This is a genomic window from Pseudomonas sp. 5P_3.1_Bac2 (genome assembly GCF_025465995.1).
Lineage (GTDB): Bacteria > Pseudomonadota > Gammaproteobacteria > Pseudomonadales > Pseudomonadaceae > Aquipseudomonas.
Genome location: NZ_JANLNY010000028.1, coordinates 471,097 through 492,014, shown reverse-complemented (window position 1 = coordinate 492,014; position 20,918 = coordinate 471,097). Strand labels below are relative to the sequence as shown.

Annotated in this window: 6 protein-coding genes; 3 read left to right on the top strand and 3 right to left on the bottom strand. The window is 56.7% G+C overall.

From position 1 onward, the window contains the following. Positions 1-268: 268 nt before the first annotated feature. From NTD81_RS19305 to NTD81_RS19295, 3 genes are read right to left on the bottom strand one after another with little or no spacing between them, the layout of a single operon-like run. On the bottom strand, positions 269-904 hold the full coding sequence (locus NTD81_RS19305; RefSeq protein WP_262184361.1) for an SMI1/KNR4 family protein: 636 nt from the start codon (positions 902-904) through the stop codon (positions 269-271). Positions 905-907: 3 nt separating this feature from the next. Next, positions 908-11,239 carry a filamentous hemagglutinin N-terminal domain-containing protein gene (locus NTD81_RS19300; RefSeq protein ID WP_262184360.1) on the bottom strand — a complete coding sequence of 3,444 codons (10,332 nt, stop codon included), beginning with the start codon at positions 11,237-11,239 and terminating at the stop codon, positions 908-910. Positions 11,240-11,269: 30 nt separating this feature from the next. Beyond that, on the bottom strand, positions 11,270-12,985 hold the full coding sequence (locus NTD81_RS19295; RefSeq protein ID WP_262184359.1) for a ShlB/FhaC/HecB family hemolysin secretion/activation protein: 1,716 nt from the start codon (positions 12,983-12,985) through the stop codon (positions 11,270-11,272). Between the two features lie 750 nt (positions 12,986-13,735). On the opposite strand from NTD81_RS19295, the gene NTD81_RS19290 reads away from it, so the two are divergent. The 3 genes from NTD81_RS19290 to NTD81_RS19280 all read left to right on the top strand — a co-directional run bounded on the left by NTD81_RS19290 (position 13,736) and on the right by NTD81_RS19280 (position 20,917). Next, positions 13,736-15,133 carry an SrfA family protein gene (locus tag NTD81_RS19290; protein ID WP_262184358.1) on the top strand — a complete coding sequence of 466 codons (1,398 nt, stop codon included), beginning with the start codon at positions 13,736-13,738 and terminating at the stop codon, positions 15,131-15,133. A gap of 97 nt (positions 15,134-15,230) precedes the next feature. After that, on the top strand, positions 15,231-18,212 hold the full coding sequence (locus tag NTD81_RS19285; protein ID WP_262184357.1) for a virulence factor SrfB: 2,982 nt from the start codon (positions 15,231-15,233) through the stop codon (positions 18,210-18,212). After that, positions 18,209-20,917, top strand: coding sequence for a putative virulence factor (locus tag NTD81_RS19280; protein ID WP_262184356.1), 2,709 nt, complete (start codon positions 18,209-18,211; stop codon positions 20,915-20,917). The genes NTD81_RS19285 and NTD81_RS19280 overlap by 4 nt, the downstream gene beginning before the upstream one ends. Position 20,918 lies beyond the last annotated feature (1 nt).

Sequence of the window (20,918 nt, the reverse complement as noted above, 5' to 3'; positions counted from 1 at the left end):
AGTGAAACGCTTGTTCATGCCCAATCTCCTGGGTACTGGGATCGGACTCTAAAGCCAGCTGCTACTGAAGACGGGGAGACGTCGGGTAGACCGAAGGTCGTCAGGCTGGGGTACAGAAAGACTACAGAAAGGGTGCAACTTGAGTACTAACGGGGTGCAGGAAGGGTGCAAGAAAGGTGCAAGAAAGGTGCATATAGAGTGCAAAAATACCGGCGCAAGGCCGGTATCAAATCTAATTTTATATAAGCCTGCTATCCGTTATAAATATTCAATTTTCAATATTGAATTTAACCTGAGCACCATCTGGCAGATCTTTAATTTGACTGGCAATATCAGCCCTAAACCTCATCCCCTCCACAGCATCAGCCAGATACAAATTTTCCAGCACAAACTCACCACCCAGTACGAATGGCACCTTCGGCAACAAACGCTTTCCTGTAGGAAGCTGACCGTTCTTCTTTTGCCATTGATGCGCTAACGGGTAGCCCGTAAGCGCTTCATAATCACTAAGAAGTATTTTTACCCAGCTTTCAATATCGTCAGCCAAGTACTCTAATGCTCCGGTTTCCGGGTCAAAAATACAAACATTGTTATCTTTAATACAGAACTGCCCACCAAAAACATCTTCAGCAAAAAATAAGCAACCATCAGCCAGACCTTTATAAGCGCTGCGCCACAGAATATTTTCATTCCAATCACAAAGACCAATTTCTTGCTGGCTAGAGTGCGTTGGAAATACATGCAAAGCGCTTTCTAGGGCATAAAAACCATTGCGCTGAAACAGCATCCCCAAGAGCTGATCAGCTAAAGCACCTGCCAACCTATGTGACTGCCCTGAAATTTCCGGCTTACGTTCACTCAAAGATGAACTTGCGCTCGATAATAACTTATCCAAACTGGACATACTCTAATCCACCACGTCTATTCGAATCTTCGTTCCGTTTGGCAACTCTCTACATTGTGCACCAATACAGGCACCGGCTCCGCGATTATCGCTAGGATTGATATGTCTTACAGAAGAACCTTGACCACCCTCTTGGAACATTGCAGGTGGATACTCATCACGATCAAGGCCTGGCTTGGTTTCAGTACCGCGCAAAGAGTCACGCCTACGTGATGCGGCATTCCCGCGATCGATGGTCAGAGTGCCAGGCTTACCCGCGTCAATAGCATCTTCGATGTGTTGCGCTGACTCAGGAAAGCGGCTTTTGCTGACGGTTACAATCTTTTCAGCGTCACTCCCAACGGCCCCAGTTGCTTTTGCACCTTCAAGCATAGCTTCGCCATATTTTCTTTCAAGAGCCTCCAATGCGTCTTTAGTTAGCGTCTCACCAATGCTTGCAGCTGCCTTAGCCTTACCTGCTGGCGTTGGGTTGTAAACTAAATCTATTCCCAGAGCCACCAGCCTTTCATTTTCTGTCGGCTCTAAAAGAGCTTCGCGCAGTTGAGCAGGTGGAAACTCATTCAGGAACGCAACGACTCGCGGATTAAGATTGGCTGGGTTTTTCTCGCCGTCCACAATTTTTTGTAGGTCAGTCAAAACATCTTGTGGCTGCAGATCTAAATACTTGCCCTCATTGTGTAGTGCCGTAAACCCACCTTGCAGTCGTGCAGCAGCCTCCCTATGCAACTGAGCGTTATAACGCTCTGCATTACCCGCGACCCAACTGCCTATCTGTGGATCGCCATCACCCAGAGCGCCTGCTAGCAACCCGATGATTTGAGCGGTACCGACCTTAAACTGGTCATCCGTCAGGTAACGAGAATCTAAGTACTGGCCTAATTTCTCCGTAGCTAGAGCGGTTAGTCCTTCTGCGGCTGCACCTGCCAATGCACCAGTTTTAAAATCACCCCCGCTAGCGGCTGATAAGGCGCCACCTAAGATGGCGTGCATCAGTACCTTTTGCGCGCTACCTGGATCCACATCAAGTTTTGCAGCTAAGTCGCCAACCTGCTTGTTGCCGAATGCGGCAGCTAGATCCAGACCTTCAGACACTGCCGCAGCGCCTAGATGGTCTTTTAAACTGCCGCCGTAGATGGCGGTGTTTATCCCCCCAACCGCTAAGGTATGAGCACCACTGCGGGTAAGGTTATTACCTATAGTGTTCCAATCTAAATTGCCTGAGGCATAGCCAGGGTTATTGACCCCGCTTCCTTCAAGAACCTTGGCCCCATTGGTACCCCATCCGCCAGCCTGATCAATGCCGTCCAAAACCCCTTGCGTGACTACCTGGGTAGCATAGCCTTTAATCGCGTTCTTATTAGTTGCCGCTTTTATCCCTGCGCCAATGTCTCCACCACCATTGATAGTGCCCACTGCAAAGTTGCTAACTAGGGCACCCGCGAGCGGCCCAAGGTAGTAGCTGGCGATAATTGAAATAATTAGTGCTGGCGCAGCACCTAAGCCGGAATGTTTGTAATCCCAGCCATCGTGGATTTCTTTAACTAGACGCCAATCCACCTCACCGTTTGCTTCAGCTTGTTTGATCCAAGCCAACTGCGGTTCGACTTGAACCATGGCGTCGATGGTCTGGCTAACGCTTTGCTGATCAATTTGCTGGATATCAATATTAATTTTTCCAGCTGCACGAATGGCAATTTCGCCCTGAGCCACCATCTGAGTTTGGCGCAAGGTTTCGTCAGTAGTCCCCTTGCCCTTGGCGCTTGTCCAAGCCCAATCACTGTTACTCTTCTCATGGCTCTCCTGATGCAGATCCTTTACCGCTTCAAAGGTCACTGCACCGCCGCTGGCGATGGTGAGGTCACCGCCGCTTTCAAGTTTGGCGCCTTGGTAGCGTTGGTCGCTGCCGCTGGAGAGGGTCAGGTCACCGCCGGTGATGATTTCGCTGCCGACATTGGTTACCTGGGTGACTTCGTCGCGTTGGGTTTTCTTGCTGCCCCAACTGCCCTTCTTCTTCATGTCGTACAGCGAGTAGTTGCTGTCTTGCGCGGCCAACATGTTCAACTCGTTGTCGGCATGCACGTAGGCTTCATCGCCGGCGCCGATCTTGCTGGCGAGCAAAGTCAGGTCTTTGCCCGCCACCGCAATCAGGTCGCCCCCGGCTTTCAGCTCAGCGCTTTGCTGGCTGACTTCATCCTCTTGAATGGTGGTTTTGGTTTTGCCTTTTTTGCCTTTGGAGTACTCGTGGTCTTCATTGGCCGCGGCGGCTAAGGTCAGGTTTTGCCCGGCAGTAGCGCTTAAGTTTTGCTCTGCGCTTACCCGGCTGCCGATCACCGTTAAATCGCGACGTGCTTCGAGCTCTAAGTTGCCGCCGACCTCAACACTTGAGGCATGTTGTTCGATGCTTTGTTCGCTGCCATGCACACGACGGCGTTGGTAGGCGTAGTCGTCCTGCTCAGTCTGACTGGCGATCAGCAGGTCACGGCCAGCGCGAATGCTGGCATCACCACCGGCACTTAGGGTACTGCCGAGATTAATCAGGTCACGCCCGGCATTAACATCCAGGCGGTCGCTGGCCTCAAAACGGGAACCGGCACTGACTACATCATTGCGCAGTTTGAAACCGTCACCTTGTTGCTGATAACTCGTGACTGTGCGCTCGTTGATGATGTCGCCGGTCAGAGCCTGAGCACTCACATCACGACCGCTGACGATGCCACCACGGCTGTTGCTGATCGAGTCGGTGGCAAGCATTTGCAAACGATTACCCGCTTGCATCAAGCCGCTGTTGTCGATGTTGTTGGCGACCATGTTGAGATTGTTGGTCGCCCGCAAGGTACCGCTGTTATGCAGGTCGCCGCCGCTGATCAGGCTGACGTCCTGCCCTTGAATCAGCGCGCCATTAGGAGCCAAGCGGTTGTTGGCTTGAGCCAGATACAGCACCGGCACCAGCACCTTCTGGCCATTAACCTCGGCCTCCTCCATCCACACAATGTCGTGGGTCAGCGCAGCCACTTGCTCTGCACTCAAGGCCACACCGAGCTGCAAATTGAGAGAGTCTTTGTAGGCGATGGCGTTGTCCATCAGATAGCGGAACAACTCATCGTCGCTGGCAATGCCATCGATATAACGCTGGCCGGTACGCTGTACGATGGCGTCGCGGATTAAACGCTGCTCGTAAAGGCCATCACCCAGTCGGCGGTTAGTTTCATCCGGATTGACGCCCAGTTTGCCGAGCAGGTAATCCGAGCTCATAAACTGCTTGAGGTCGGTGAGTGCCGGGTTGGTTTCGATCAGATATTTGTGGCGGTTATCCACCGGCGCAATCTCGGGTAGCCCCTGCACCCGCTTCACGTTCATAGCACCGTTATCGAGCTGTAAAGGCCCTTGGGCATTGACTGCCCCCGCGGCAGGTTGCCCCGCAATGCTAAAGCCACGCTCTTGCACGGCGCTGTAGCTCAATGCCTTATCGCGCTCCTTAGCGGTGATTTGGCGAGCGCCTACCACGAACTCATCGACACCAGTTGAGGCTGTAGACGCGCCGCCCTGCTGGCCTGCCTGACCGCTGAGACGGAACAGGCCATTCTGCCCACTCGGCAGGCTGAATCCAGGCAACGTCACGGGATTAACCTGACGCTGGGCGAGGTCCGGGGGCAGTTGTGCGGTGATGGCCGGCTTTACGCTAGAGGCAAACACGGCGGAGTCAGTGTTGCGGTTTTTCTCCGGCGCACTGATGCCGCCGGTGTTAGGACGGATAACGCTGTTATCGATTTGCTGGGTGGCGTTAATGTTCACTGCGCCACCAGCCTGAATGACCGCCTGCGCCACTACTGAACCAGTAGTAGGTACGGTGTAAGTACTGGTCTCGAAGAAGTTACCGATACCATCCATGAGTTTTTCCAAACTCATCTCGCCTGGTTGGTAGTCGGCAGAGGTGGGATCGTTATAGAGGTTGAATTGCTCTTGACGCTCCATCAGGGTGTTGTAGAAGCTGCGATCACGGGTATAGAAACCCGACTTGAGGTGCACCTCCTCCCCACCCGCAGCGCCACGATTGGTCAGCACATCGGTGTTGATCAGAATGTTTTTAGCGGCCGACACTGAGCTATAGAGGTTGTCGAAGTTCTGGCTGTTGGCCGTGAAGTCGCCACCAGCATTGATGAAGGCTGCGGCTGAGCTGCCGCTGATGACATCTTCGTAACGCTCTACCGCGTCAAAATACAGCTCGCAACCTTTACCTTTGCAGCGGTCGTTAGATGTGATGTTGAAGTTGCCTGAAACCAGCTTTTTCTCGGTGCTGAACTGCTCACGGCGGTTGCTTATCGTGGTGGCGAGCAAACGCATATCGCTCGCGCTCTCGATGCTGGCAGAGATGTTCTCAACCAAACGGCTGCGCGCGCCAGCGTCGTCCCGAGCGACATCCAGCGCGCCCAAGCTGTATACATCGGCATTGCGGTTGCTGAAGTCGTTGACCCGCAAGGTCATATCCCGGCCACTAAACAGCAGGCCTTGCTCATTCAGCAATTGCTCAGCACTGATGCGCAGGTTTTGGCTGCCGCCCAATGTGCCGTAGTTATTGACGTTGTTGGCATCCACACGCAAATCGCCAACAGCGGTTATGCGCCCGTAGTTGTTCACAGTACCGCTGCTGATTTGACTGAGCGCACCGCCGGCGATACGGCCATTAGCAGCCAGATCAACACTACCGCTAGTGAGCTGCAGCTCAGCCAAACTGGTTAAACGACCATTACCGCTATAAGTGCCACTTAAGCGCAGATCAACACTGCCATCACTGGCCAGCAGGCCGTCGTTTTGCCAGTTGTTGCCGGTGCCAGTTAGGCTTTGGCTAGCCAGCAATTGGCCGCTAGCGGTTTGGCTGAACTGACCAATATTGAGGTTAAGGCGCCCAGCCTGGATGACGCTACTATTGACCCAACTTGTGGCATTGATATCGAGTTGGCCATTAGTGATAAAACTGCCCCCGGCACGGGTGACTTGATCCGAGGCAATCTGGAACAGGCCCGCACCGCCATGGACGATACGCCCGCCGTTGTTATCCAGTGCCGCGCTTTGCAGATTGAGCTGCTCATTGGCGCTTTCGAGCACACCAAAGCGGTTATCGAATAAACCCGAAGTGCGGATAAGCGTTTCGCCACTGCGGCCCATAGCACGCAGATTACCGCCCGTATTGCTGATGCTTTGCGCCGATACGCGTAGGGTTTCATCGCTTTCGATCAAGCCGAAGCCGTTGTTCAGCGCGCCGGTGAGGCCAAAGTCAATGGTACGTGCACCGATCTTGCCACCTTGACCGAGCTCTGCACCTTGGTTATCCAGAGTTTGCGCACTGACTTTCAGCAGGCTGTCGGCATACAGGCCGCCGCCTTGGTTATTCAAGCTGGTGGTGACGATCTGAGCGTCGCCAGCCAGTGCCGATAAGTGCCCAAGTTGATTGAGCAGCCCATTGTTGGCCGTAATGTCGAGGCTCTTGCCTTGGCTAATGCCGCTACGGTTATCGAATAGGCCGCTGACTAATTTCAGCCGGCCCTGGCGGCTATTAAGCACACCACCGCTGCTGTTATCTACATTGACGGCAGAGAGATCGAGGTTGCCAGCTAGGCTGTCGATTCGCCCGCCTTGGTTGTTCAAATTTGCGCTTAAGCGCAGCAGGTTATCGGTCTGGCTTTGCAAAGTGCCTTGTTGGTTATGCAAGCTGCGCGCCGCGATATCCAACTGGCCCTGCTGGCTGTAAATCAGGCCGTCTTGCTGGTTATTCAGGTCCCCCTTAAGCAGTTTGATCAGTAACCCACGCTGACTGGCCAAAGTGCCTTTGCTGCTGTTGTCCAGGTCACCACTACGCAGTGTCAACTGCAAATCAGCCTGGCTGACCAGTTGCCCACCGCGGTTATCCAAGCTCGCCGCATCCAGCAATAAAGCAGCGCCACTGGCCAAACGCGCATTGTTAGCGTTAATCAATGCGCCGCTCAACGTGCCCTGTAATGCCCCTTGGCTGAGCAGTTGTCCTGCACTGTTATCCAGGCTCTGCGCCAGCAGATTAATGCTGCCAGCGCTGATTTGTCCGTTACGATTGAGGATCTGGCTTTGCGCATGTTTGAATTCTAAGGCCTGGCCGGCAGATATCAGGCCCTGATCGCTGTTATCCAAACGCTCGACCACGCTGAGACTGACATCGGCTTGACCTGAAATAATACCGCCACGGTTATCCAGGCTACGCATCGTCAGGGTCTGCTGGCCTTGGCTGACCAAGGCGCCCCCACCTTGGTTATTCAAACCACCGGTTAGAGCAGCTTGCAGGCTACCGCTCTTACTCGATAACGTGCCTTGGGCACTGTTGTCGAGGCTGCCGCCGCTGATGCTTAGGCCATTCCAGCCCGAGAGCAAACCCTTCTCGGCGTTGATCAAAGTGGCTGCATCTAGGCTCAGTTGATCCGCACTGACGATAACCCCGCGATCGCCGTTATCAATACGCTGAGCATTAATGGCAAAGGCGCCCTGACTGGATATTTCGCCTTGTTCGCGGTTACTCAAATTACGCAGGTTGGCAAAGCTCAGTGGACCTTTGGCACTGATTAAGCCAGCGTCGTTATTCAGATCACCGCCTAGCAGGTCGAGCGTCACACCGCGTTCGCCAATCAAGCGCCCCTGCCGCTGAATCAGTTGCTCTGCGGTCAGTTGCAGATCGCCCTTGGCCGATATTTCGCCTTTGTCACTGGAGTTAACCTGAGCGGCATGCAGATTAAGATTAGCCTGGCTGTTGATTAGTCCGGCACGGTTATCCAGTGTACTGCTGGTCAGGCTTAAGGCTTGCTGGCTGGCGATTACACCACTGGCGTTGTTCAACTTGGTGGCGCTGACACTCAAGCTACCATCGCTGGTCAACTGGCCGCCCTGGCTGTTGTCCAGCTCGCCACTGTTGAGGGTTTGCTCGACCCCAGCCCATAGCTGGCCTTTATCACTGTTGAGCAAAGAGCCTGTAGTGACATCAAGGCTTTTGGTCGCGCTCAACAAACCTTGCTGACGATTATCCAATGCGCCGTTAACAGTGATGCGCGCCGCACCTCGGCTTACCAGTGCACCAGCTGCCTGGTTATTTAAGCTGTCTGCCTCAACTTGCAACAGGTTCTGCGCCGAAATCACCCCGGCCACGCTGTTATCCAAGGCCTTAGCCACGCGCACGAGCAGTTCGTCACTGCTAATCAGCTTGCCGCCTTGGTTATTCAGACTGGTGCTGCTGAGCTGCCAAGACTGCTTGCTGGAAATCTCACCACCTTGGCTGTTATCCACCACCGCCAAGTTGCGCAACAGCAGTTGCCCTGGGGTAGCCAGCAAACCACCGTTGTGGTTATCGAGCAGGCCTTGGTGCAAATCCAGATCAATGCCGCTGCTGCTCACCAGCTCACCAGCGCCTTGCTGGTTTAAACCGGTGACACTGGCTTTGATCTGCCCCTTGGCAAAGATCGAGCCTTGTTGACTGTTATCTAACTGCCCACTGTTAAGTACAACCTCGGCATCACTGTTGATGCTGCCGCGCTGACTGTTATTAAGCCCAGCGCTATGTAAATCAATGTTTTGCTTAGCGCTGATAACACCGCTGTGACTGTTATCCAGTTCAGTCGCGGATAAGCTCAAAGTGCCGTCTGCCAGTAACTTACCGCCCTGGTTATTCACCTGACCTTGGCTGCTAACGGCTAACCCTTGAGCAGCAGAGACGGTGCCACCCTGGCTGTTATTCATGCTGCCGGCGTGGATCAGTATGGCTCCATCACTGAGCAAAGTGCCCTGATTGTGATTGAGCAACTCACCACTGAGTGTGAGATTCAGGTTTTTTTGGCTAGTGATGCGCCCACCTTGGCTGTTATCCACCTGCCCGGCGTTAATCACCAATCCCTCGCGCCCCGCCAACAGGCCTTTGCTCTGATTAATCAGTCGTTCAACGCTTAGGCTCAAACCTTGGTCGCCAATCACCTTACCGCCGCTGTTCTGCAACTGCTGCGCCAGCACCATGACCTTGGCTTGACTCGAGATTTCCCCCTGCTGGTTGAGGATGTTCTGTGTGCGTAACTCCACCCCTTGGGTGGCCGCAACCAGACCGGCATTACGGTTATCAAGCTGGTTACCGGCAAGAGTTAACCGTGCCTCGCTGAGCAGCTCACCGCCTTGTTGATTAAGGCTTCCAACAGTGGCATTGAGATCGCCCTTAGCGTTGATACGTCCAGCGCCGTTGTCGACCTGCGCGGCTGTCAGCTGAAGGTTTGCTGCACTGCTGATACGACCAGTTTGGTTGGTGAGTTGGTTAACCTCGATCTGCGTATCAGCTTGGCTAGTGAGTAGACCCTGCTGGCTGTTATCGAGGCTGCCGCCGGTCACCGCTAGCTTGCCATCAGCTATTACCGTACCGCCCTGATTGACTAGCGATGTACCCTGCAGCGCTAAGCTAGTCTTACTCGAAAGCAAACCAGCTTGGCTGTTATCCAACTGGCCTACAGTGAGTTGATGAGCGCCTTGGCTGAGCACGTTACCTTGGTTGTGGTTATCCAAAAGACCGGTAATCGTGGCGTTCAAACTACCTTGGCTAACGAGGTTGCCTTTGCCGCTGTTATCCAAACTTTGCGCTTGGATCTGCAATTCACGGCTGGCTGAGAAAATCCCCAAGCGGTTATCGATGCTGTTACCCGCAGTCACCCGTATGCTGTCACCCAACACCTTACCGGAGCGATTATCTAAGCTGCTGAGATTGAGCGTGGTTTGCTTGGCGGAAATTTCCCCGCTGCGGTTGCTCGCTTGCCCAGCACTAATTTGCACCTGCTGCTGACTGGCGAGCAAACCTGCATCGTTGTTGAGTTGGCCCGCATTCAGGGTCAAGTTATTGAGACCAATAACTCGCGCGTTTTGGTTGTCGAGGCTTTCAGCCACTTGCACAGTGGCTTGGTTAGCACTATGCACCAGCCCTTGATCGCGGTTATTCAGGTTTTTAGCGGTCAGCTTGAGGTCATCGCTGGCCAACAAACGGCCACCGCGGTTATCCAGTTGCTGAGCATTGATCTGGCTGTTTTTTCCGCTCAAGGTACCACCCTGGTTGTTCAGGGTTTGGCTGGCATTAACCGACAAGTTACGACTGGCCACTACACTTTGTTGGTTAACCAAATGGGCTGCGTTCAGGCTGACATCCGCGGTGCTGTTACGGCTGTCGTCAGCGTTAACCCCGGCCTCAATAATCCCCTGGTTAAGCAACTGGCCCTGGCTGCTCAAGCTGATGCTATCGCGAGCAGCGATGCTCTTTTGGTTAGTCAGCGCAGCGCTGGTTTGTACATCAACTCGGCCACCGGCATAGATTGCATCAGTCGTCAGCAACTCCTGAGCTTTTACCTGCAAGCTTTGGTTAGTTTTGGCCTTGGCCAGACTGAGCCGGCCATTTACATCTAGCTGAATATCTCCGGCACTGGCGGCCAAGCTGCCATCGAGTTTGACCCCTACCCCCGCTTCAGTACCAACCAGTTTAATTGCGCCGGCGTACATACCGCCCAAGACCGAAGAGTCAATGGCTAGCTCAGGTTTAGCGCTGCCATCATCCGCTCTTGGCGTGGCGGTTAGGTTTTGCGCGTTGACATCATTACGACCGGCAATCACTGCCAAATTACGAGCATTCAGCTGCGCATTAATTTGTGCTGAGCGGGTGATGATTTCAAAGCGGTCAACATTGCTCGCATTGAGCCCTTGGCCATCGATACTGACGGCACCACCATCGACCTGATAATGATCCAATCGCTGGTTATCGATGACAGGTTTGCCGGTGGTGAGAGTGACATTTGGCGTGTTGATGAAGCCGCAACCGTTACAGCTGATGCCGTAGGGGTTGGCCACAATCACCTTGGCCGCTTGCCCTGCGACCTCGGTATAGCCACGCAACTGACTAGGACTGCCGCCATTGACCTCGTTGAGGATGATCTGTGCGGCACCCCCAGAAAGATTGGGGTTGCCAAGGATGATCCCGCCCAGTTCTGTCGCCTGGGTGCGGCCAGTGGCGTTGTTGAGAATGACGCCATTGGCACCAACGTTGTAATCCTTGAACTGGTTGTGCGACAAACCACTGCCATTGGGCGTGGCAATATTCACCACGGGAACGCCATTGCCCGCCTGGTTAATCGCGGTGTTGGGATTGCTCGCCACAATCTCACTGGCCTGCACCAGCAGCGGTTGCCAGAACATCACGTTGGCCAGCAAAAATGCCAGACCGCGTTTAGGCAAGCCCCATACGCGATCACGCTCGGTGAATGCAGCAGACGGCTGAGCAGCTAGGAAGGAAAATTGGCGAACGTCCATTTCAAACTCTCGATACGACTAAGCGTTGAATTACAGGAAGAAATCCATACGGAAATAAATCGGTGCCTCGCGCTCGCTGAGCACATCCGGGCGCTCAAGCGAGTGGGCAAAAGTCACGCTGGCGCTGACGTACTGACCCCGAGCAAACAACTCCAAGGAGTTGCTGGACACCCGACCATGAAAGTTGTCGTTGTAGCGGTCGTTGCTGATCACCCCTTGGTCATAACCAAGGCCAGCGCCGTATTGCGCAAACACCGGGCGTAACCAGTCGATGCTGACCGGGCGCGTCCAACGCAGATCGTTGCGCCAATAGCCACCGCTATCACCAGTGAGCTGCTGATCTTTCAAACCACGAATCGAGGACGAACCACCCAAGCTCATGCGCTGCGGACTGAACAGCACGTCCTCACTACGTTGCCCGGTCGCCATGCTGGTGAAGCTAAATGATTCACCCCACAGGCTAAATGGTTGGAGAAAGCTCAGGGTGGCCGTGTACTTGCGATAATCGCTAGTGGGCGTGAGGTTGCCGCGCTGATCACGCTTTTGCTCATCGCGCTGGGCATCAAAAGCACCAATGCCGTTCTGCACGCCCAGATCGATGTTGAGGAAGGCACTGCCGATCCGGCGGCCATGGTTGATGCCCCATTGCAGTTCGCTCAGACGATTACTGCTGACATCCAGGCGCGTGCCTTCGATGTAATTGTTGGTACGCAGATGGGACACACCGAGATTGACAGAGGTCTTGCTCAAGTCATCGCGGTGGATCACGCGATCAGCTCGCAGCTGATGACTTTGGCTGTCGCCGCTTTGCTTAAACTTGAAGCTGTCGGTTTTCGCCAGCGAGCGGTAGTCGCTCTCGCTATAGCTATAGCTAAAGTTCCACCAGCCCCAAGGCAAGTTGTAGTTGAACAGGGTGTTTTTCGAGGTTTTATATTTATCGCTTATGCCGTCGTGGCCACCACGGATCATCAGCTGATCAGCTAAACCCAGTGGGCTGTCCCACTCAAGCCCTAGGCCCCACTGTTGCTCCCCGGTACTTTTCTGGCCATCGTTGTGCCGCGAGAGGCTTACACGCCAAGGTTTTTGCGGGGTGTTTTTGACTACGACGTTACTGCTCCCTACAGCCGCGCCGGGGGTTAATTCCATCTGCGCCTGGTTGGACGGCAGGCGATTGAGTTGATCAACAGCCTGCTCAATTTCACGCAGATCGAGTAACCCCCCGTCTTCGCCGGGGAAAACCATGGCCAGTTCACGACTTGATAACTGACTATTTTCAGCCCCCCGAATGCCTTCGAGCCGGCCCTCGACCACTATGACTTGCAGCGTGCCGCTGGATAGATCCTGCTGCGGCAGGTAGGCCCGACTGGTGACGTAGCCACGGCTTAAATAATGGTCGGTGATGGCTTTAAGCAGCGCGTTGAGCTGACTGACGCCTAGGCACTTATCCAGATAGGGCGCCAGTAATTCGTTACGACTGCTTAGAGACAGATGCTCAGAACCTTGCAGGTCGATACGACTAATCGCGAAGCAACGCTCCTCGGTATCGGCTGGCGGCTCAGGTGCTGCCAACTGCTTCCCCGGCAATTGCTGCAGCTCTTGCAAACGCTGTTGCTGCTCCTGCAGCAAGCGATCTTGGCGCTCGCGCAGCAGATCCCTATCCCCTGGACTCTGAAAGGACGCTGCACTGACGAACAAAGGCAGCAGCGCCAAGCCGATTACAGCCCAGCGCGAAGAGCAAAAAGACATTCCGTGTCCTGCTTGAAAATTCGTTATTTAGATTTTGAAATATGCCGTGATGCCATCCTGGCACCCACTCGGCTATCCGCCAGATTCTTTAAAAGAGTTTTTATAGAGACTTAACCCAGCGAAATGCGGAGGCTAGAGAGATGTTGGATAAGTGGAAATAGTACATTTCCTACAAAACGATAATTGCCGACCAACGGTCGAAACTAATAGCCCATAGCGGAACACGCTTTATTTGCTAGCTTGCCCGACAAAAGACCATAGAATCTGCTCAGCCAGAGCTAACCTTACGTCTGACTTTTATTGGTCTGAACGAGCTACAAGTCTGGATGCACCTCCACGCCCCCACTCAACTTGCCAATCCACCTACTTGATTGATCCGACTGTACCTGCGCTGAACTAAGCGCATTTTTATGCCTCAGTCTTACAACTCCAGGCACACAGTGTCGGCGGTGCCACTAGACTTGGCGACGATGCACAGACGACGGCGAACACTCGCAATAGCGTTAGAACTCAAGGTGGTGCCGGGTATGACGGGAATTGGCGCATAGGGTGGCCATTATATTGATGGCAAAAAAGCATTCCCTTAGCCGGAGGCTTATGTCACATTTTGCTCCCGCGGTTTATCTAAGCATTGAATTCCCAAGGCTTTTTCGCCGGCGCTGACAAGGCGCGCGAGTTCCGACATGATGGGCAGAATGCTGCAGTAACACTCTATGTAGGCAGATTCAGGATTTATAAGGGAACGCGCACATGCCAGGGGCATTGCTTCGCACAGGTAACCTGCAGGAATTCAAAGCACTCGGCGTCGATGGTCAGCCGGTGTATAGCGCCGCGCTGCAACTGCGTGAGGCGATCCGGCTGAAGATGAGCCGCGAGGACGCCAGTTGCCTGGCCATCCCTCAGCCGAATGAAACCGGCGACAAGATCGATTGGTATGCGCCCTATGAAGGCGATGTGGTGCCTTGGTCCGCCGCCACTGCCGATGAACGCCGCGACGCTTACCAACAGCTCGAAGCCATGCACGCCAAGCTGGGCAAAACCAGCGTCAGCATGGTCAGCGACGGGCAAAGCCGTGAGAAGCAAATATTCGGTCGCCTGCTGGAAAAAGCCGTGCACTTCCCCAACAGCGACCATGTGTATTTGGTCGACGGTAAGCCGGTCATTACCTTTTGGGGCTTTACCGATCAAGCCGGCAGTTATGTGCACGATCCATTGCTGAGCCTGCGGCCGGCTGCGCCGAGCGTAGCGCCCTTAGCGACTCCCGCCACGCCAATTAGCCCGCCGCCGCTGGCTGCTGCCGCGCCGGTAGTGGCCGCCAAACGCAGTTGGTGGCGCTGGTTGCTGTGGCTGTTGCCGTTCCTCCTTCTATTACTCTTGCTGCTGTTTTTGCTGCGCGCCTGCGCGCCGACTGTCAGCTTGCCGCTGGGTTTGGATCAAGTTGATCTGCCTGGCTTCCCCGCCGTGCCCCGGGTCGCGGTGCCAGGCGTCGATGTGCATGGCGTCGGCGTGGGCGGTGTAACCGCCGGAGCAGACGGCAGCCTGCCGGATGCCGCGCTACCCGATGGCGCCCTCCCGGATAGCAGCGCACCGGACGCAGACCAGTCCAAGAGCGAAGAACCTAAGCCCGAAGATAAACCTGCAGAGCAACCGCCGACTGATCCGGCCAAGCCTGAGGAAAAACCCGAGGACGCCCAACAGCCGCCTACAGAGCCTGAGCAAGGTCAGCCCAACCCCAGTAAGCAGCCACCGGGCAAGGATGTACCACAAGAGTTGAGCATTCCGCCGCAGGCCCTGAAAAACGGCTCCACCGAATTCCTTAACGGCAGTTGGAAGGCCGGTGCCGGGATTCAGGATGCACAAACCGGTAAGCCAATGCAGCTGGAGTACGACTTCAAAGACGGCAAGGGCCAGGTCAAGGTGCGCCGTGGCGATGGTGTCGAATGTGCCGGCGGCGTCAGTGCCGCCATGCAGGGCGGCAAGTTGGCGATCAATAGCCAAGGCCAGGCCACCTGTAACGACGGCAGCAGCTATAAATTACCGGAAATCACTTGCAGCCCCGACAGCCGCAGCGCCGCCGATTGCAGCGGCAAGTATGAAAATCAACAGTTCCCCATGTCGATGCGCCAAGGCGCCACCGACAAACCCTAAGCACGTAGCGGCCTGCCCCACGGCAGGCCGCCCACCAGTGCCGCGTAGCAGCTAGTGAGCGGACCACAGCAAAAGAATCGGGCGGAAGAACAGCACTATGTTTCCAGAGAAAACCGACTACGAAGAGAAGATCACCCTGATCATGGGCAGCGGCGTCCAGTTCTTGGATTTCGCCGTGACCCTCGATCTGCGCCGCGCCTTGCCCGGCGAGTTTGTCCGCCCGCGTAACGATGGACCATTGGCGCGGCTGATCTTCGATGATCGTAACAACAGCTTCTTTCACCCCAGCGCCCCCGGCCAAGCGGTAAGCCCCGATTACAGCGTGGCGTTGGATCAGTCGGTGCGCCTGCTTAAAGGCCTATGGCTGCCGCTGCCGTTCTTTCGCTTTAGCCCGCCACGGCGCTTTGACGATGGCCCATCGAACTGGGCGCGGGTGCGCATTGTCGAGCTGCCGCCAGGCGAAGACCCGGATGGTCATACTCACCGGGTGACGTTTGCCTTTGACACTAAAGTCTTCACCAGCCGCAGTGACACCGCTTACTTGGCCCCGACCAATGACGACGTCCGCGCCGGCGCCGCCTTTGCCTTGGCCCATCAGGCCAACGAAATGGGCTGGTTCCTCGACCTCAGTTGGGTCGATGGCTGGCTGCGCGAAGTGTTTACCGAGCAGGCGCAACTGCCGCCGTTTCGCATGCAACTGGATGACATCGAGCAGGAATGTCAGCAGCTCTATCATCAGGCCCACTACCTCAACCTGCTGAGCGTACTCGGCACCGCCCTGCCAGTGCCGGAGCTAAAGGTAGTGTCCAACCGCGACAGTGACCTGCACAAGGCCATCGCCGTGGACATGGTGCTCGACGTAGGTAACTCGCGCACTTGCGGCATCCTCATCGAAGATCATCCGCAGGAAAACGACGGCTTAAGCAAACGCTATGAACTGGAGCTGCGTGACCTGACCCTGCCTGAGCAGGTGTATCCGGAGCCCTTCGAGAGTCGCATCGAGTTCGCCCAAGCGGTGTTCGGCAAGGATCACTTCTCGGTGCAAAGTGGCCGCCGCGAAGCCTTCCAGTGGCCGACTATTGCCCGTGTTGGCCGCGAAGCCGGGCGCCTGGCCAGCCGCCGGCGTGGCACCGAAGGCTCGACCGGGCTGTCGAGCCCCAAGCGCTACCTGTGGGATGAGGACAACTACGAGCCGGGCTGGCGTTTTAACTGCGCCTACGTCAAGGCTGACAGCGAGCCCCACGCCACCGCCGCGCCGGTGGCCAGCCTGATCAACGAGAAAGGCCGGGCGCTGTACACCCTGCCGTTCGATGAGCGTATGCCGGTGTTCCATCCGCATTATTCGCGCAGCTCGCTGATGACCTTCATGCTCTGCGAAGTGCTGGCCCAGGCCCTGATGCAAATCAACAGTCCGTCGCAGCGTCTGCGCATGAGCCACTCGCGGGTCCCGCGGCACCTGCGCTCGATCATCCTCACCGTGCCGCCATCGATGCCCAAGCCGGAGCGGGAAATCTTCGCCAAGTGCATGGAGCAAGCCATCGGCCTGGTGTGGAAGAGCTTGGGCTGGCACCCCGAAGACGAGCCAATCAACATCAAGGACCCGAAAAGTCGCGAGACGGCCTGGCCATTCCTGCCCGAAGTGCACGTGCAATGGGACGAAGCCACCTGCGGGCAAGTGGTGTACCTGTTTAACGAAACCCAGAACAACTTTGCCGGCCGCCCGGAAGAGTTCTTTGCCGCCATGGCCCGCCCGGACCAGCCGCACAAGGACCGTCTGACCATCGCCTCGATTGATATCGGCGGCGGCACGACGGATTTGGTCATCACCGAATACCGCCTCGATGACGGTGTCGGCAGTAACGTTTACATCACCCCGCAGCAGCGCTTCCGCGATGGTTTCAAAGTCGCCGGCGACGACATCCTGCTCGATGTGATCCGCCAGTTTGTCCTGCCGGGGCTGAGCAACGCTCTGGCTAATGCCGGGGTTAACGCCCCGGATGCGCTGCTGTCCAAGCTGATCGGCAGCGAGCCCCTGGCCGTGCAAGATGCCGTACTGCGCCAGCAGCTCACCCTGCAAGTGTTCAGCCCGCTGGGCCTGCGCTTGCTCAAAGCCTACGAGCAGTACGACCCGCTGGATGCCGGCACCTTGGTCAGCGGCACCTTCGGCGAATTGCTCGGCGAGGAGCGCCCCACCGAGGCGGTGCTGGAATATGTCGCCGGGGCCGTGCGCCGGCAGTTGGGCAACGGCAGCGAGGCCTTCGACCTGCTGGCCTGCGAGCTGAATGTCAGCCTGCGCAAGATTCACGAAGCCTTTATTGGCGACCGCATGAACATCGGCAAGACCATCCGCGCCCTGTGCGAGATGGTCTACAGCTACCCCTGCGATGTCCTCCTGCTGACCGGCCGGCCGTCGCGCTTGCCGGGCGTGCAGGCGCTGTTCCGCAAACTGCTGCCGCTGCCACCCGCGCGGATTCTGCCGCTTAACCAATACCGCACCGGCGGCTGGTATCCGTTCAACAAGCTCGACCGCATTGAAGATCCGAAGACCACCGCCGCCGTCGGCGCCATGCTCTGTTTGCTCAGCCGCAGCCTGCGCCTGCCCAACTTCTTCTTCCGTTCGGCAGCCTTTAAGCCGTACTCGACCATCAAGTATTTGGGCCTGATCGATAACAACAACGTGATCAAAGACGGCAACGTCTACTTCCGCGATATCGATCTGGATAACCCCGAGTACCTGCTGCCCGAACAGACCTTCGACATGCGCGGCACCATGCGCCTGGGCTTCCGTCAGTTGGGCGATGAGCGTTGGTCGGCGGCGCCGCTGTATATCCTCAGCATCGAGAACGCCAAGCTGCGCGAGCAAGTGGCGGCCCAAGGCTTAGTGTTGAAAATACGTCTGGGCATCAAGCCAGCGGCCAACCAGAGCGAAGGCAGTGAAAGTTTTGAATTCCTTGGCGCCGAATCGGACAACGGCTCAGTCAGCCGGTCACATATCCGTCTACGCCTGAACACTTTGGCCGATGCGGGCTTAGGTGAATCCCAATATTGGCTCGACAGCGGGAGCGTATTTCGTAAATGAGTAACTCGCCTGAGCAACTAACCCAACACTGGCGCGCCATCCACAGCGGCGCAGGCGCTGCGATCCGCTGGGTCAGCGATGTGCGCCGCAGCGCGCCGCGCCTGGATAACGAAGCCGACGATTTAATCCTCAGCCTGCGCCGCGTGCGCAACACCGCCAGCCGCTTGGGCGGCGTGTCGGCCTCGCCGATGACCGTGGGCTTTTTCGGCTTGTCGCAAGCCGGTAAGTCGTACCTGATTTCGACCCTGGCCGCCGGTGCCAATGGCAAGCTGGAAACCGCCGTGGGCGGCCAGCGCCTGGACTTCATCACCCATATCAACCCACCCGGCGGCGGTAAAGAAGCCACTGGGTTGGTGACCCGTTTTAGCCGCACGGCCAAAGCCGGTCCGGATGACTTCCCGCTGGAGCTGAAGCTGTTTGGCGAAGTGGAAGTGGCCAAGGTATTGGCCAACTCCTTCTTCAATGACTTCAACACCGAGAAAGTGCTGTACCGCATCGACGAAACAGCGATCCGCCAGTTGCTCAAAGACCTGAGCAAAAAGCGCCAGTTGAAGCCCGTGCCAGGCGTCAGCGAAGACGATGTGGTCGCCCTCTGGGACTACCTGCAAGACAGCTTCCCCGCCTCTCTGCGCGGCCTGGCCAGCTACTACTGGCCACAAGCCGTGGAGCTGGCGCCGTGGCTGAGCGTGGAAGACCGTACCCAGCTGTTCGCGATTTTCTGGGGTGAGATCAGCGAGTTGAGCGAGGCCTACCTGAGCTTCGCCAAAACCCTCAGCCGCTTGGGCAACGCCAGCCGCGTATTCGCCCCACTGGAAGCCTTGGTCCGGCACACCGAACGTGGCCTGTCGCAGGCTGACAGCATCATGAACGTCGACATGCTCGAACGTTTGGGCAAAGACAGCGACCTGCCGATCAATGTGCGGCCATATCGCGACGGTGAACTGCAGGCACCGGTGCAACTGACCTTGGCGCAGCTCGCCGCGCTGACTGTGGAGCTGGTGTTCCCGCTGGTGGAGCCGACCAGCGAGCCGCTGTTTGAAAAGGTCGATCTGCTCGACTTCCCCGGCTATCGCGGGCGCCTCTCGGTGGAGTCGCTGGACGACGTGCGCCGGGCGGTGGAAAGTGAAACCGCAAGCCCGGTGGCGCAGCTGATTCTGCGCGGCAAGGTGGCGTATCTGTTTGAGCACTACACCGACAGCCAAGAGATGAACGTGCTGGTGCTGTGCACGCCGTGCAACGAGCAATCCAACGTCAACGCCGTGGGCCCGGTGCTGGAGCGCTGGATCAGCAAAACCCAAGGCGCCCAACCGCAAGAGCGCGCCCTGCGCAAACCGGGCCTGCTGTGGGCCATCACCAAGCTCGATATCCGCATTGGTGGCGACCTCGACAAAGCCGAAGACCTGCTGCGCATCGGCTGGGGCGGCATGATGAAGTCAGCCATGCTGGAGCGTTTCGGCCAGTACGCCTGGTTGCAGGAATGGGCCGACGGCAAGCCATTTAACAACACCTTCTTGGTGCGTAAACCGCGCGCTAAAACCACCTTCCTCGATGTCGACAACGGTGACGAGCTGGCCATCAGCGCCAGCGCCGAACAGCCGCTGGCGCTGATGCGCCGTACCTTCCTCGAAGAGAGCAACGTCCAGCGCCATATCGGCCATGCCGGGGAAGCCTGGGATGCCATGTTGGCGCTGAACGACGGCGGTATGGCGCGCATCAGCCAATACCTGCGCGAAGCCGCCACTCTGGAAGTCAAACTGGGCCGCATCAGCGAACAGCTGAGCGATGTTCTGCACCTGCTCGATACCCGCCTCGGTCACTGGTTCCAAGCTGAAGGCGCCGGCGAGCTGGAGAAAAAACGCAAAATCGCCAAGCAGATTTTCGATGCCATCTGGCCGCGCCGAGTGCTCTTAGGTGAGCTGCTGGACAAGATGCAGCTGCCCGACGACCTGCTGCGCGGCCTGTATTTACGCGCCGATGAAGATGAACCGGCCAGCAGCGCCGACAACAGTCACGAACCCGCTGCTGCGGTCAGCGGCGCACTGAACCTGGGCGATAACCTGGGTGACGACGACGGCTTCGATCTGTTCGGCGACAGCGAACCTGCCGCGCCGCTAGCCCCTGCCAGCAGCGCGCCGCGCAGCAGCGGCAGCGATTCGCGCTTTGCGCAAGCGGTGCTGCGCGAGTGGATCGGCCATCTGCGGCATATCCCCGAAGACGTGCGCCTGATGACTTATCTGGGCTTCGATAAAGCCGCCGTGGAAGCGCTGATGGATGAAATCATCACCGCTGCCAGCCGGCTTAATCTGCAAGATCGTCTGCTGCGCGCCATCGTCAGCACCGAGCAAATTGGCACCAAGCGCGAGCAACTGGCCGGGCGCCAAGTGCTCACCGCCAACACCGTGCTGGGCGACTTTATCGGCTGGCTGAGCTTTATCAACGTGGCCCTCGACCTGCGCCCTGGCAGCCGCGTAGTGCCAGGCAGCAAGTTGTTCCAGGCACCACCCGTTATTGCCGAAGGCAAGCTGCCGGTGCTGACCCCACAGCCCCTGGAGCACACCCGCAACTATATCGGCGACTGGCTGGTGGCCCTGAGCAAAATTGCCGAAGACAACGCCGGCCATAGCGCCGGCCGGGAAATCACTCCCGAGCAAAACGAAGCGCTGGGCAAGGTACTGGCGACCCTGCACAGCCAGCGGACGGAATAAG